The organism is Streptomyces sp. NPDC037273 (assembly GCF_055603625.1).
In genome coordinates this window covers 225,722-238,991 of sequence record NZ_JBVJVO010000010.1, presented here as the reverse complement: position 1 = coordinate 238,991, position 13,270 = coordinate 225,722, and the positions used below count along the sequence as shown (strand labels likewise).

The 13,270-nt window shown below is 71.7% G+C and carries 15 protein-coding genes; 11 read left to right on the top strand and 4 right to left on the bottom strand.

The genetic code is table 11. From position 1 onward, the window contains the following. The first annotated feature begins 120 nt into the window (after positions 1-120). A complete protein-coding gene (locus tag ACZ7G1_RS25965) occupies positions 121-561 on the top strand; it encodes a hypothetical protein (protein ID WP_470876200.1) in 441 nt (146 codons plus the stop codon). Here the strand turns inward: ACZ7G1_RS25965 and ACZ7G1_RS25960 are convergent. Genes ACZ7G1_RS25960 through ACZ7G1_RS25950 form a run of 3 tightly spaced genes read right to left on the bottom strand, consistent with a single transcriptional unit; the run spans position 555 to position 2,578 of the window. After that, positions 555-1,463, bottom strand: a complete 909-nt coding sequence (locus tag ACZ7G1_RS25960) for a hypothetical protein (protein ID WP_470876199.1) — start codon at positions 1,461-1,463, stop codon at positions 555-557. The genes ACZ7G1_RS25965 and ACZ7G1_RS25960 overlap by 7 nt on opposite strands. 33 nt (positions 1,464-1,496) lie before the next feature. Further along, on the bottom strand, positions 1,497-1,976 hold the full coding sequence (locus tag ACZ7G1_RS25955) for a MarR family winged helix-turn-helix transcriptional regulator (protein WP_470876197.1): 480 nt from the start codon (positions 1,974-1,976) through the stop codon (positions 1,497-1,499). Continuing rightward, entirely contained in the window at positions 1,973-2,578 is a 606-nt protein-coding gene (locus ACZ7G1_RS25950) for a DJ-1/PfpI family protein (RefSeq protein WP_470876195.1), read from the bottom strand. Before ACZ7G1_RS25950 ends, ACZ7G1_RS25955 begins: the two co-directional genes overlap by 4 nt. A 155-nt stretch (positions 2,579-2,733) precedes the next feature. Between ACZ7G1_RS25950 and ACZ7G1_RS25945 the strand changes: the two genes are divergently transcribed. The 3 genes from ACZ7G1_RS25945 to ACZ7G1_RS25935 all read left to right on the top strand — a co-directional run bounded on the left by ACZ7G1_RS25945 (position 2,734) and on the right by ACZ7G1_RS25935 (position 5,662). Further along, a complete protein-coding gene (locus tag ACZ7G1_RS25945) occupies positions 2,734-4,098 on the top strand; it encodes an aminotransferase class III-fold pyridoxal phosphate-dependent enzyme (RefSeq protein ID WP_470876193.1) in 1,365 nt (454 codons plus the stop codon). A 69-nt stretch (positions 4,099-4,167) separates the two neighbouring features. Next, on the top strand, positions 4,168-4,890 hold the full coding sequence (locus ACZ7G1_RS25940; RefSeq protein WP_470876191.1) for a GntR family transcriptional regulator: 723 nt from the start codon (positions 4,168-4,170) through the stop codon (positions 4,888-4,890). 121 nt (positions 4,891-5,011) lie between these two features. Beyond that, on the top strand, positions 5,012-5,662 hold the full coding sequence (locus ACZ7G1_RS25935; protein ID WP_470876189.1) for a hypothetical protein: 651 nt from the start codon (positions 5,012-5,014) through the stop codon (positions 5,660-5,662). A 110-nt stretch (positions 5,663-5,772) separates the two neighbouring features. Here ACZ7G1_RS25935 and ACZ7G1_RS25930 read toward each other — a convergent pair whose 3' ends face one another. Continuing rightward, positions 5,773-6,477 carry an SLATT domain-containing protein gene (locus ACZ7G1_RS25930; RefSeq protein ID WP_470876324.1) on the bottom strand — a complete coding sequence of 235 codons (705 nt, stop codon included), beginning with the start codon at positions 6,475-6,477 and terminating at the stop codon, positions 5,773-5,775. Positions 6,478-6,767: 290 nt separating this feature from the next. Between ACZ7G1_RS25930 and ACZ7G1_RS25925 the strand changes: the two genes are divergently transcribed. The 7 genes from ACZ7G1_RS25925 (at position 6,768) to ACZ7G1_RS25895 (ending at position 13,256) form a co-directional block, all read left to right on the top strand. Next, on the top strand, positions 6,768-7,103 hold the full coding sequence (locus ACZ7G1_RS25925; protein WP_376488431.1) for a YbaB/EbfC family nucleoid-associated protein: 336 nt from the start codon (positions 6,768-6,770) through the stop codon (positions 7,101-7,103). A 69-nt stretch (positions 7,104-7,172) separates the two neighbouring features. Further along, complete coding sequence (gene recR, locus ACZ7G1_RS25920) at positions 7,173-7,772, top strand: recombination mediator RecR (protein ID WP_033202382.1); 600 nt, start codon at positions 7,173-7,175, stop codon at positions 7,770-7,772. Between the two features lie 35 nt (positions 7,773-7,807). Continuing rightward, a complete protein-coding gene (locus tag ACZ7G1_RS25915; protein WP_470876187.1) occupies positions 7,808-8,470 on the top strand; it encodes a DUF5063 domain-containing protein in 663 nt (220 codons plus the stop codon). Positions 8,471-8,626: 156 nt separating this feature from the next. After that, a complete protein-coding gene (locus ACZ7G1_RS25910) occupies positions 8,627-9,898 on the top strand; it encodes an aspartate kinase (protein WP_470876185.1) in 1,272 nt (423 codons plus the stop codon). Beyond that, complete coding sequence (locus ACZ7G1_RS25905; protein WP_470876184.1) at positions 9,895-10,953, top strand: aspartate-semialdehyde dehydrogenase; 1,059 nt, start codon at positions 9,895-9,897, stop codon at positions 10,951-10,953. The genes ACZ7G1_RS25910 and ACZ7G1_RS25905 overlap by 4 nt, the downstream gene beginning before the upstream one ends. 264 nt (positions 10,954-11,217) lie before the next feature. Continuing rightward, positions 11,218-11,994 (top strand): SigE family RNA polymerase sigma factor, encoded by a 777-nt coding sequence (locus ACZ7G1_RS25900; RefSeq protein ID WP_470876182.1) that lies wholly within the window; start codon positions 11,218-11,220, stop codon positions 11,992-11,994. Further along, positions 11,991-13,256 carry a hypothetical protein gene (locus ACZ7G1_RS25895; RefSeq protein ID WP_470876180.1) on the top strand — a complete coding sequence of 422 codons (1,266 nt, stop codon included), beginning with the start codon at positions 11,991-11,993 and terminating at the stop codon, positions 13,254-13,256. Before ACZ7G1_RS25900 ends, ACZ7G1_RS25895 begins: the two co-directional genes overlap by 4 nt. The last annotated feature ends 14 nt before the right edge of the window (positions 13,257-13,270 follow it).

The following is a 13,270-nucleotide window of genomic DNA, read 5'->3' as shown; positions in this document are numbered from 1 at the left end:
TCTCAACTGCTCCCCGCCGAATTCGACTGCGTACGAGGTGCGTTGGTGCAGGTCAAGGGGTTTCCGACGCGCCCACCACAGTCGTGGAAAACGCTAGCGTCGGCGCGGGAGCATGTCCCTGTGAATGACGAGAATCGGGAAGTAAACGTGGATTGGATTCCTGTTTCCGGATTCCAACTCCGTAAGGCGGGGGTGCAATTCGACGCGGTGCGGGTCGACGGCGAGGAGGGGCGCCGGGTGGCCGACTGGATGGAGGTGCTGACGGGTGGGGATCCGGGGCCGGTGGTGATAGAGGCGAACGGGCGGCGGGGGGTGTATTTCCTGGTGCCGCCGGGGTCGACGGCGTACAAGTCGTGGCCGCGCGGGGTGACGAGGTTCGGCGCGGGTCCTGCGCATGTGAGCTATGTGCCGGTGCCGGCGCTGACGGGGAGGACGTGGCCGCTGTCGTGGCGGTGTCTGCCGTCGGGGGCGGACAGGTTCGTGCATCCGCTGCTGCTGAGGAGCGCGGTGACGGAGCTGTTCCACGGGGTTTCGACGGGGGTCGACGGGGCCGGTCAGTAGCGCTTGACGACCCAGAGGAGGGCGAGGGGCGGGGCGAGGGTGGCGAGGGCGGCGGGCAGTTCGTCGTAGCCCGCCACTTCGAAGCCGACGGCCTTGGGGAGGAGCAGGAGGAGGCCGGTGAGGAGGATGGCGAGGGCGGGCAGGTGGGTGCCCGGGTCGAAGCGGCGGAGTTCGTCGAGGTCGTCGGCGTCGGTGTTGGCCTTGAGGAGTCCGCCGCCGATGAGGAGCAGGGGCCAGATCCAGATGCCCATGAAGAGACAGATGAACCAGCGGACGTTGGTGCGCCTGCCGTTCTCGACGACGGGCGTCCCGGGGTCGCGGGGCGCGAAGTAGACGTCCACCTTCCCGCCGGGGCGGGGGGCCTTGTAGCGGGTGTACATGCCCTTGACGGTGACCTCGCGGGGGCCGGTCTCGTACGGGATCCGGAGGGTGAGGTCGGTGAGGTAGTACGGGTCCTGGTCCTGGTCGCCCTCGTGGTACTCGGGCTCGCCGGCGAGGCGGACGACGGTGACCTCGTACTCGCCGTATCCGGCGCGGTCGAGGCGTTCGGTCTCGCGGCCGACGTCGGGGGTGACCATGAAGGCCGTGAGGAAGGCGGTGAAGGCGGCGACGGGGATGCCGAAGGAGAAGAGGTAGGGCAGGGCCCGGTTCTGCTTCCGGGTGTCGTGGTACGGCTTCGCCAGCGGGTCTTCCTCGTGTGCACGCGCGCGTGCCTCGGCCCGGTAGGAGGCGATGACCCAGGCGGCCGCGAAGAGCACGGAGAGGCCGGCGAGGGCCAGTTCGGGTATGAGCGGCGGGTAGGGCGAGACCGCGTAGAGGGTGGCGGCGACGGCGGCCGTGCCGCTCAGGACCATGCCCCAGCCGGTGATCGTGGTGGCGACGGTACGCCCTGGCGTGCTCATGGCGGGCAGCATAGGGCGCGGGCCGTGAGGGCCTTACGCCTCCGATGGTCGCGGCGGTTGCCGGTAGGCCGCGGAGGCGTTCTCGATGGCCTCGGAGAGCCGTTCCAGGACGCGTACCGTCTCGTCGAAGGCTTCCTGGCCGCCGAGTTCGCGCAGGAGGAGGGCGGCGAGTTCGGCGTGGCCGGGGTCGATGCGGCGGACGGCGGCGCGGCCGGCCTCGGTGGGGGCGAGGAGTTTGGCGCGCCGGTGGGCGGGGTTGGGTTCGTAGGCGGCGAGGCCTTCGCGTACGAGGAGGTCGGCGACGCGCTGGACGCTCTGGCGGGTGATGCCCATGACGCGGGCGATGCCGGAGACGGGCAGGGGCTGGGGGAGTACGGCTCCGAGGACCTGCCACCAGGCGGCGGTGAGCCCGGCGGGTTCGGCGAGCTTCTCGGAGACGGCGAGGAACTGGCCGTTGAGGCGGAAGACGCCGAGGGCGGTGCGGGAGAGGGCGTCCTGCTGTGCGCGGCTCACGCGTGGAGCTCCTCGAAGGCGGCGGGGTCCGAGTGCTGGAAGAGGCGGTACCAGGCGTCCCGCTTGCCCTCGTACGCGCCGAGCAGGGCGAAGATCTCGCGGGCGAAGGCGACGGGTTCGGTGGGACCCGCGGTGACGAGGTTCCCGGCGGTGACGGCGTCCGCGTCGACGTAGTGCTCGGCGCCCCGGTAGCCGGTGGCGGCGAGGTAGAAGGAGACGGCGCTGGTGTGGGGGCGGTCGTCGAGGAGGCCCTCCTTGGCGAGGCCGGCGGTGGCGCCGCAGATGGCGGCGACGGGGACGCCGGCGTCGAGGAAGGTCCGGGCCTTGGCCGTGAAGGGGGCGAGTTCGTCGCCCTCGTCGTACTTCTCGGCGCCCGGGAGGATCAGCAGGGCGCTGTCCTCGGGGGAGAGGTCGGCGAGTGCGAGGTCGGGGACGATCCGGAGGCCGGCGAGGGTGGTGACGGGCTCTCCGGCGGCCGGTCCGACGGTCCTGATCGTGTAGCCGGCGCGGGCGAGCCAGGCCGTGGCGTGGCCGGTCTCCCAGTCGGCGAGGGTGTCGTAGACGGCGAGGTGCACGGTCCTGGTGTCAGTCACGGTTCCCATGACAGAAGACTGTCATCCCGACAGGATGCTGTCAATCACATGATGAGACGGGACGCGGGCCGAGGCCCGGCAGAACAACGTGTCGCGTCCGTCCCGGTCTCGGTGGACAAGATGGCCATGGCCCGCCCCACCTGCGGTTCCTTACCCTCGACCGCATGACCCCTCATGTCATCGAACCCGATCCCCAGGCCGGCGCGGCCGTCAAGGCCGCCGACCGCGCGCACGTGTTCCACTCCTGGTCCGCCCAGGGCCTGATCGACCCGCTCGCCGTCGCCGGCGCCGAGGGTTCGTACTTCTGGGACTACGACGGAAACCGCTACCTGGACTTCACCAGCGGTCTCGTCTACACGAACATCGGCTACCAGCACCCCAAGGTGGTCGCCGCGATCCAGGAGCAGGCCGGGAAGCTCGCGACCTTCGCGCCCGCCTTCGCCGTGGACGTCCGCTCCGAGGCCGCACGCCTCATCGCCGAGCGCACCCCGGGCGACCTGGACAAGATCTTCTTCACCAACGGCGGTGCCGAGGCCGTCGAGAACGCCGTCCGCATGGCCCGGCTGCACACCGGCCGCACGAAGGTGCTCTCCGCCTACCGCTCGTACCACGGCGCCACCTCCACCGCGATCAACCTGACCGGTGACCCGCGCCGCTGGGCCTCCGACAACGGCTCCGCCGGCGTCGTGCGCTTCTGGGCGCCGTTCCTCTACCGCTCGCCCTTCTACGCCACCACCGAGGCGGAGGAGTCCCAGCGCGCCCTCCAGCACCTCGAGGACACCATCGCCTTCGAGGGCCCGGCGACCATCGCCGCGATCATCCTGGAGACCGTGCCCGGCACCGCCGGCATCATGACCCCGCCGCCCGGTTACCTCGCCGGCGTCCGCGAGATCTGCGACAAGTACGGCATCGTCTTCATCCTCGACGAGGTCATGGCGGGCTTCGGCCGCACCGGCAAGTGGTTCGCCGCCGAGCACTTCGACGTCGTGCCCGACCTGATGACCTTCGCCAAGGGCGTCAACTCCGGCTACGTGCCGCTCGGTGGCGTCGCCATCAACGGCGCCATCGCCGCGACCTTCGAGAAGCGCCCCTACCCGGGCGGACTGACCTACTCCGGTCACCCGCTGGCCTGCGCCGCCGCCGTCGCCACCATCAACGTGATGGAGGACGAGAAGGTCGTCCAGAACGCCGCCCACATCGGCGAGAACGTCCTCGGCCCCGGCCTGCGCGAGCTCGCCGAGCGCCACCCGTCCGTCGGCGAGGTCCGCGGCATGGGCGTCTTCTGGGCCCTCGACCTGGTCAAGAACCGCGAGACCCGCGAGCCGCTCGTCCCGTACAACGCGGCCGGCGAGGCCAACGCGCCGATGGCCGCCTTCGGCGCCGCGGCGAAGAAGCAGGGCCTGTGGCCCTTCGTGAACATGAACCGCACCCACGCCGTTCCCGCCTGCAACGTCTCCGAGGCGGAGGCCAAGGAGGGTCTGGCGGCGCTGGACGCGGCGCTCTCGGTGGCCGACGAGCACACCGCGTAACCGCAGGAACAGGGAGGTTTCCTCCGTCTGGACTAGGGTGTCCCGAAGCCGGACGGAGGGGGCCGACCAATGCCCGCGAGCGGAGCTGTCACCCGCAACACCTTGCGACAGCAGATCGCGGACGCGCTCCGTGACGAAGTGCTCGCGGGCCGTCTCCAGCCGGGCGAGGAATTCACCGTCAAACAGATCGCCGAGCAGTACGGCGTGTCGGCGACACCCGTACGGGAAGCGCTCGTCGACCTCTGCGCACAGGGCCTCCTCGACTCCGACCAGCACCGCGGCTTCCGCGTCCACCAGTACTCGGTCGACGACTACCGGGGCATGGTCGAAGCCCGGATGCTCGTCGTCGACGGCATTTTCCGCCGCCACGCGCCCGCGGTGGTGCTGTCCCCGCCGGCCGTCCCCGACTCCGACCCCGACCCGGGCCCCGGCATAGGGGTCGCGCTCGTCTCCGTACGCCGACGCGGCGAAGCCGCCGCCCGCGCCGCCCGCGCCGGCGACCTGGACATCCTCATCGGCTACGACATCCGCTACTGGCGCGAGCTGGGCCGCCTGGTCGCCGCCAACACCTACATCGCCGACTTCCTGCACAAACTCCGCGTCCAGGCCTGGGTCTTCTCCGTGCCCTACCTGCGCTCCGAGCGCGACCTCCTCGGCTGGCTCTGGGGCGGTCACGTCGAACTCGTCGAGGCGATCACCCGCGGCGACGCGGAAGCGGCCGTCGAGGTCGTACGGCAGTACAACGCGCACTCCCTGGAATGGGCGGACCGCCTGGAACAGCGGGCACGCTGAAGGCCGGTGGCGCGGGGCGGGTTGAGGCCCGGTCTCCGGGGGCAGGTCCTCAGCGGGTGGGCGTGGCCGGCCGCGCCGACTACCCTGGCCGTCCCTGCAACCGACGGAGAGCGAGCCTCCCTTGGCCTGTGACCTGTGGCTGGTCCCCCTCGTCGACGTGCTGTGCCACAGCCCCGACAACCCCTTCGCCGAAGAGATAGCCGTCTTCGACTCCGCCCTCAGCGCGTCCGGTCTGCCGACCGTGCCCGTCTACGCGTACATGCCGGGGCTCTCCGGGGACGTCGCACCGGTCGCGGGCTTCGACTACGAGGCCCTGCACTTCCTGCGCCGCGCGTACCTCCTCCAGGTCTGCGGGCTGCCGGTCGAGCCGGTCGGCGAGCTCGGCGGGGACTACGAACAGCTCCTGGAGATGTTCGAGGCGACCGCCCAGCAGTCCCACCTGGTCTGGCACTACGACCACGCGGGCGCGTACGTGCCGGTCGACTTCCCGGCGCCGCTCACCACCGACGAGCTCCTGGAGGGCGGCGGCCCGCTCGGCTCCTCGTACGGGCTGCTGCGCGAGCTCGAATTCGTGGCGCCCTCGATCGGCATCGACCCGGCGAACCCGCCGTCCGCCCCGCTGCCGCCGGAGCGCCCGACCTCCCTGGAGGAGCCGGCCGCCCCCGTCCCGCACGACGGCAGCCCCTTCGCCCGGGAACGGCACGTGTGGCTCGGGCTCCACGCGGCCGCGGTCCGGAGCCTCGCCCAGGGCTCGATGATCATCCTGAGCTGAGCGGCTGCCCGCCGCCCGCCGGCCGGGGGCGCGGGCCGTCCGGGGGAGTCCGAGGCCCCCGGACCCGCCCGGGGTGCCCTCGTACGAGCTCCAGCGGGCCCCAGCGGGCTCTAGCGGGCCTCGGGGGGCCGCTGGCGGGGCATGTTGGGGCGGGTGCCGGGAGGGAGCGGGAAGCGGCCCGAGGGGTGGTGGCTCTCGGCGCGGGCCGGGAGGACGCCCACCGACTGGAGCGCCAGCGGCGCCGGGCCGGAACGGAACTCGACCATCCAGTCCGCCGTCTCCGCCCGCACGAGCTCCGTCACGTCCTCCGAGAAGCGGCGCAGCACGCCGAGACATCGCTCGGCGGCCTCGCTCGCGGTGCCCTCCGTCGGGCCGAGGACCTCCCGGACGCTCTCCGAGGCCCAGTCGAACTGGAGGGCCTGCAGACGGCGCTGCACGGCCTGCGCCGTCGCCACGTTCCTTATCCAGCCGGACGTCAGCCCGAAGTACCGGTCGCAGGCCATGCAGGCCGCGCCGAGAAGCAGCGACAGATAGCCCCAGCCGGCCGTGCCCTCGGCCACGCCGGTCAGGTCGAGCAGCGGCAGCGCCGCGCCCGCGATCACCCCGGCGGCCGTGCCGACCCGGAGGGCGCGGGCGCAGCGGCGCTTCCAGACGCGGTCCGAGAGGTACCACTCGGCGGTGCGCAGGGCATTGGACTCCACCCAGCGGTACAGCTCGTCGAGACGTTCGGCCGGCTCACCCCAGTCGCCCAGGGGGAACGGCGTACCGGTCAGATCGCGGTGGACGTCTCCCCCGGGGGGCCCCGGCGGCTGCATCTCCGGCTGCTGGCTCACCGGGGGACTCCTCTGTTCAGCTCAGCGCTCGTGTCCTTCTGTGACGTGCGGTGCACGTGGTGCCTGCCCTTCCTACCGCCGAATGGTGGGCGGCGGGCCCGGAATCCCGGGATTTCCGCCCACAAGAGGGTGTTGATCAGGTAGAGGAGGCCGCAGTTTCTCACTCGAAAGAGTGATGGAGGCACAGCGGGCGGGGACCACGTAGGCTCGGCGTACCGACACATACGGACGTACCGAACTTCGGACGCGACCAACCTCAGGAGTGAGTGACCGTGTTTCCCGGTGGTGGCCAGCCCAACATGCAGCAGCTTCTCCAGCAGGCCCAGAAGATGCAGCAGGACCTCGCCAAGGCGCAGCAGGAGCTCGCGGCGACCGAGGTGGACGGCCAGGCGGGCGGTGGCCTGGTGAAGGCGACCGTCACCGGCTCCGGCGAGCTGCGCGGCCTGGTGATCGACCCGAAGGCGGTCGACCCGGAGGACACCGAGACCCTCGCCGACCTGATCGTGGCCGCCGTCCAGGCCGCCAACGACAACGCGCAGCAGCTCCAGCAGGCCAAGCTCGGCCCGCTGGCGCAGGGCATGGGCGGCATGCCCGGCCTGGGCTTCTGAACCCGCTCTTCTAACGAGCACTTCCAGCCACTACCGTAAGAATCAAGCACTCCCGAGGAGGGCGTTCCGTTGTACGAAGGCGTGGTTCAGGACCTCATCGACGAACTGGGCAGGCTGCCCGGCGTCGGTCCCAAGAGCGCGCAGCGGATCGCCTTCCACGTCCTCCAGGCCGAGCCGACGGACGTCCGGCGGCTCGCCCACGCGCTCCTGGAGGTCAAGGAGAAAGTCAGGTTCTGCGCGGTCTGCGGCAATGTGGCGCAGCAGGAGCAGTGCAACATCTGCCGGGACCCGCGGCGCGACCTCACCGTCATCTGTGTGGTCGAGGAGCCGAAGGACGTCGTCGCGATCGAGCGGACCCGCGAGTTCCGGGGGCGGTACCACGTCCTCGGCGGCGCGATCAGCCCGATCGAGGGCGTCGGCCCGGACGACCTGCGCATCCGTGAACTCCTCGCGCGGCTCGCCGACGGCGCCGTCACCGAGCTGATCCTCGCGACCGACCCGAATCTGGAGGGCGAGGCCACCGCGACGTACCTGGCGCGGATGATCAAGCCCATGGGGCTGAAGGTCACCCGGCTCGCCAGCGGGCTCCCGGTCGGCGGCGACCTGGAGTACGCCGACGAGGTGACCCTCGGCCGTGCCTTCGAGGGGCGGAGGCTGCTAGATGTATGACGACAGGGCCGGTGCGCTCTCAGGGAGGCTGCTCGATGTCTGACGCCACACTGCACTCCGTCACGCAGGACCCCGACGACTTCGCGGTCCAGATCTCCGACTCGATCGAGAGCTTCATCGTCGCGACCACCGAGGTCGCCAAGGGCGACGAGCCGGACAGCGCCGTGCCCTTCCTGCTCCTGGAGATCTCCCAGCTGCTCCTGGCGGGCGGCCGGCTCGGCGCGCACGAGGACATCGTCCCGGACGAGCGGTACGAGCCGGACACGGGCCCCGAGCCGGACGTCGACGACCTGCGTGAACGGTTCGCGGTGATGCTGGACCCGGTCGACGTCTTCTCCGAGGTCTTCGACCCCTACGAGCCCCGCAAGGCCCCCGTCCCGGCCCGGATCTCCGACAACCTCGCGGACATCGTCACCGACCTCCGCCACGGCCTCGCCCACTACCGCGCCGGCCGCACCAGCGAAGCGCTCTGGTGGTGGCAGTTCTCCTACTTCTCGAACTGGGGCCCCACCGCCTCCGCCACCCTCCGCGCCCTCCAGTCCCTCGTCGCCCACGTCCGCCTCGACCAGCCGCTCGCCGAGCTGGACGGCCTCGACACCGACGAGGACCTGGCGGAGGAGGACCTCGCCGAGGAGGCGGGCCGCGTGATGCTGGAGGAGATCGCCGCCCCGCTGGGCATCCGCTCCCTCGGGAAGTAGCCCCTCCCTTCCCGATCACCCTTCCCGATCACCCGTCTTGATCAGCCAGTGAGCACCGCATCTCAGGATGCGATATCACCCTGGCGTTTTCGGGTCCCTCGATAGACTGAGTCGATCGCAGCGCCGGCTGCGGCACAGACTGAGCGAGGAGCGCACGTGGGCCTTGTCGTGCAGAAGTACGGAGGCTCCTCCGTTGCCGATGCCGAAGGCATCAAGCGCGTCGCCAAGCGGATCGTCGACACCAAGAAGCACGGCCATCAGGTCGTCGTCGTGGTGTCCGCGATGGGCGACACGACGGACGAGTTGATCGATCTCGCCGAGCAGGTATCCCCGATGCCTGCCGGGCGTGAGTTCGACATGCTGCTGACCGCCGGAGAGCGGATCTCCATGGCCCTGCTGGCCATGGCGATCAAAAACCTGGGCCACGAGGCCCAGTCGTTCACGGGCAGCCAGGCGGGCGTCATCACCGACTCGGTCCACAACAAAGCGCGCATCATCGATGTCACGCCGGGCCGGATCCGTACCGCCCTCGACGAGGGCAACATCGCCATCGTCGCCGGCTTCCAGGGTGTGTCCCAGGACAAGAAGGACATCACCACGCTGGGCCGCGGCGGTTCCGACACCACGGCCGTGGCGCTCGCCGCCGCGCTCGACGCCGAGGTCTGCGAGATCTACACCGACGTCGACGGCGTGTTCACCGCCGACCCGCGCGTGGTGAAGAAGGCGCAGAAGATCGACTGGATCTCCTTCGAGGACATGCTGGAGCTCGCCGCCTCCGGGTCCAAGGTGCTGCTGCACCGCTGCGTCGAATACGCGCGCCGCTACAACATCCCGATCCACGTCCGCTCGTCCTTCTCGGGACTGCAGGGCACGTGGGTCAGCAACGAACCGCAAGGAGCCCAGAAGGTGGAGCAGGCCATCATCTCGGGTGTCGCCCACGACACCTCCGAGGCGAAGATCACCGTCGTCGGCGTGCCGGACAAGCCGGGCGAGGCCGCGGCCATCTTCCGCGCCGTCGCGGACGCCGAGATCAACATCGACATGATCGTGCAGAACGTGTCCGCGGCCTCCACCGGCCTCACGGACATCTCCTTCACCCTCCCCAAGGCCGAGGGCCGCAAGGCCATCGACGAGCTGGAGAAGGCGAAGACCGCGATCGGCTTCGACTCGCTCCGCTACGACGACCAGATCGGCAAGATCTCCCTGGTCGGCGCCGGCATGAAGACGAACCCGGGCGTCACCGCGGACTTCTTCAAGGCGCTGTCCGACGCGGGCGTGAACATCGAGCTCATCTCGACCTCCGAGATCCGCATCTCGGTCGTCACCCGCGCCGACGACGTCAACGAGGCCGTGCGCGCCGTCCACAGCGCCTTCGGCCTGGACAGCGACTCGGACGAGGCCGTCGTCTATGGAGGCACCGGCCGATGACGCCGAAGCCGACGCTCGCGGTCGTCGGTGCGACCGGGGCCGTCGGCTCGGTGATGCTCCAGATGCTCTCGCACCACGCGGACGTCTGGGGCGAGATCCGACTCCTCGCCTCCCCGCGTTCGGCAGGCCTCAAGGCCTCCGTGCGCGGGGAGGAGTGCGAGATCCTCGCGCTGGGCGAAGAGGCGCTGGACGGCGTCGACCTGGCGCTCTTCCTGGTGCCCGAGGCGGTCGCCGCCCAGTGGGCGCCGATCGCCGCCGCCAAGGGCGCCGTCGTCGTGGACACCTCCGCGGCCTTCCGGGCCGACCCCGACGTGCCCCTGGTGGTCCCCGAGACCAACCCGCACGCCGCGCGCGTACGCCCCCGGGGCATCGTGGCGAGCCCCGGCTCCACCACCCTCGCGCTGATCGTCGCCGTGGGCGCCCTGCACGCCGAGTTCGGTCTCGACGAGCTGGTCGTCACCGCCCAGCAGGCCGCCAGCGGCGCCGGTGCCGGGCAGGCGGGCGTCGACGCGCTCCGCGCCCAGCTCGGCCTGGTGGCCGGCGGCGGCGACCTGGGCACCCACCCCGGAGACGTACGGCGGGCCGTCGGCGAGAACACCGGCCCCTTCCCCGGCCCCCTCGCGCTCAACGTCCTGCCCTGGTCGGGCACGGCCGGCGCCGACGGGGCCTCCTCCGAGGAGGAGCGCGTCCGGGACGAGACCCGCCGGATCCTCGGCCTGTCCGCCCTGCGGGTCGCCGCCACCTGCGTCCGCGTGCCCGTCGTGACCGGGCACTCCGTCTCCGTCCACGCCCGCTTCGAGCACCCCGTCCCGCTCGACCGCGCCCACGAGGTCCTCGCGACCTCGCCCGGCGTCGTCCTGTACGACGATCCCGCCACGGGCGACTTCCCCACCCCCGCCGACGTCGTCGGCACCGACCCCGCCTGGGTCGGACGGGTCCGGCGCTCCATGGACGACGAGCGCGCGCTCGACTTCTTCGTCTGCGCCGACAACCTGCGCAAGGGCGCGGCCCTGAACGCCCTTCAGATCGCGGAATCGGTTGTCCCGTCTTTGTAGGATCTGTGAACGTCCTGTGAGCAATTAGGCGTCAGATATCTCTTGAACTGCGGCGATGCCGTGGAAGAGGATGCTCTTCCCCCTTGTCGCAACCAACGGCCGGGTGGAGGGCGTCTCTGCGTTCACCCACGACCTTGTGGCGCGGAGCACGCTGCGAAAGCGGGGCACAGGGGGAGAACGGTTACGCATGAGGACAAACGACTCACCGTCAAAAAGGGTGGCGTACGCGTACAACCCTGTCGGGGGGACGCGTGTCCAACAGGCGTGGCAGAGGTACTCGACATCGCGACGATCGCCCCGCTCCGCGGCGCGGGCACAGGCGTGCTCCCCGTGCGGGGCGCCGCAGTGCTCCCCCTACGGGGCGGTGCCGTCGGCCCCGTGTACGGCGGTGCGGCCGGGACCGTACGGGGCCCGCGGGTCCTTCCGTACGGGCGGCCGCGCGCACTCGGCGGGATGCCGGTGATCGCCCCCGTGCCCGCCGCGCCCCGCGCGACCGGGATGGACGCCATCCCGTCGCCCCGCGGCAGCGCCGAAGGCGCCCAGGCCGCCGGAACCACCGTCGACCACCTGACCGAGACCTACCGCGCCCACTACCGGTCGCTGCTCGGTCTCGCCGCGCTCCTCCTCGACGACACGGCCTCCTGCGAGGACGTCGTCCAGGAGGCGTTCATCCGCGTCCACTCGGCCCGCAAGCGCGTCCGCGAGCCCGAGAAGACCCTCGCCTATCTGCGCCAGACCGTCGTGAACCTCTCCCGGTCCGCGCTGCGCCGCCGCATCCTCGGCCTCAAGCTGCTGTCCAAGCCGATGCCGGACATGGCGAGCGCCGAGGAGGGGGCGTACGAGCAGCTGGAGCGCGAGGACCTCATCAAGGCGATGCGCGGACTCCAGCGCCGCCAGCGCGAGGTGCTCGCCCTGCGGTACTTCTCCGACATGACCGAGGCTCAGGTCGCCGAGACGCTCGGGATATCCCTGGGGTCCGTGAAGGCATACGGCTCGCGGGGCATCGCGGCGCTGCGCGTCGCCATGGGAGCGAGCGCATGAGCGGCACGCCCGACGAGACGCCCGCGGGTATACCTGACGAGACGTCCGGTGAGGTGCCCGCCGCCCCGGAGGCCCCGGAAGCCTCCGCCGCCCCGGAGGCCCCGAAGGCCTCGAAGGCCTCGAAGGCCTCGGACGGCCGAGATGTACGCGACGACGTGAGTGGACAGCGCATGGTGAAGATCGAGCCCGGGCCCGGCGAGGGCGACGGGGACGACGAACTCGCGCTGCGACGGCTCTTCCAGGGGGCAGTCGCCGGCCTGGAGCCCTCCCAGGGCTCGCTCGAGCACCTGCGCCGTGCCGTTCCCGCACGGCGGGCCCGCAAGCGGCAGGCCCTCGTCGGCGCCTGCGCCGCCGCGGTCCTCATCGGCACGGCCGTTCCCGCCTTCGTGCACGTCGCCTCCTCGGGCGGCCTGTCCGCCGCCGACGCGGTGAACGCGGGCCACGGCGAGGACGCCCAGGGCGGCACCGGCGCCGAAGCCGGCGTCGAGGGCGCCCAGAGCAGCAAGACCCCCGCGGGCGCCGTCTCGCCGAGCCAGGGCGCCGACGGGGGCGCCGCGGGCAGCCCGCAGTCGCCCGGAGCCGGCGGGCCGCACCAGTCGCAGGACGCGGGCGGCGGCTCGGGACCGCGCTGCGCCCCCGACCAGCTCGGCGTCACCAGCGAGGGCGCCCAGGGCCCCGACGACCAGGGCAGGGTCTACGGCAACTTCCGCGTCGCCAACGTCTCGGCCAAGGACTGCGTCGTCGACGGCAGCGGTGTCGTCGGCTTCGAGGCCAGGGGCGCCGCCGACCCCGGGCGGATCTCGGTGGTCCGGCACACCTCGGGCGACGGCGGCAGCGGCCTGCCCGACCCCTCCGCGGAGTCCTCCTCGCTCGTCCTGAAGCCGAACGCCTCCTACGAGGTGAAGTTCGTCTGGGTGCCGAGCGAGACCTGCCCGACGACCGGGACCAGCCCGACGCCGACGCCGCCCACGCCGACCGATCAGCCGACCAGCCAGCCGCCGACGGTCCCGCCCACCACCGACCCCGGCCCCAGCACGGGCACCGGAGGCCCCGCCACGCCGGGCACCGGCACCGAGGCGGGCGCGGGCTCCGACGCCGGCGCGGGGGTCACCACCCAGCTGCTCCACGAGGACGGCACGCCGGCCGAGGGCAGCGTCGTGGTCAGCCACACCGCGGAGCCCGGCGGCCCCACGGCCTCCGCGGTCGTCCCGAACGCCTGCGCGGGCGTCATCTACCGGACCGGGATCCTGGGCGCCTCCTGAGGCGCCCACCGGGC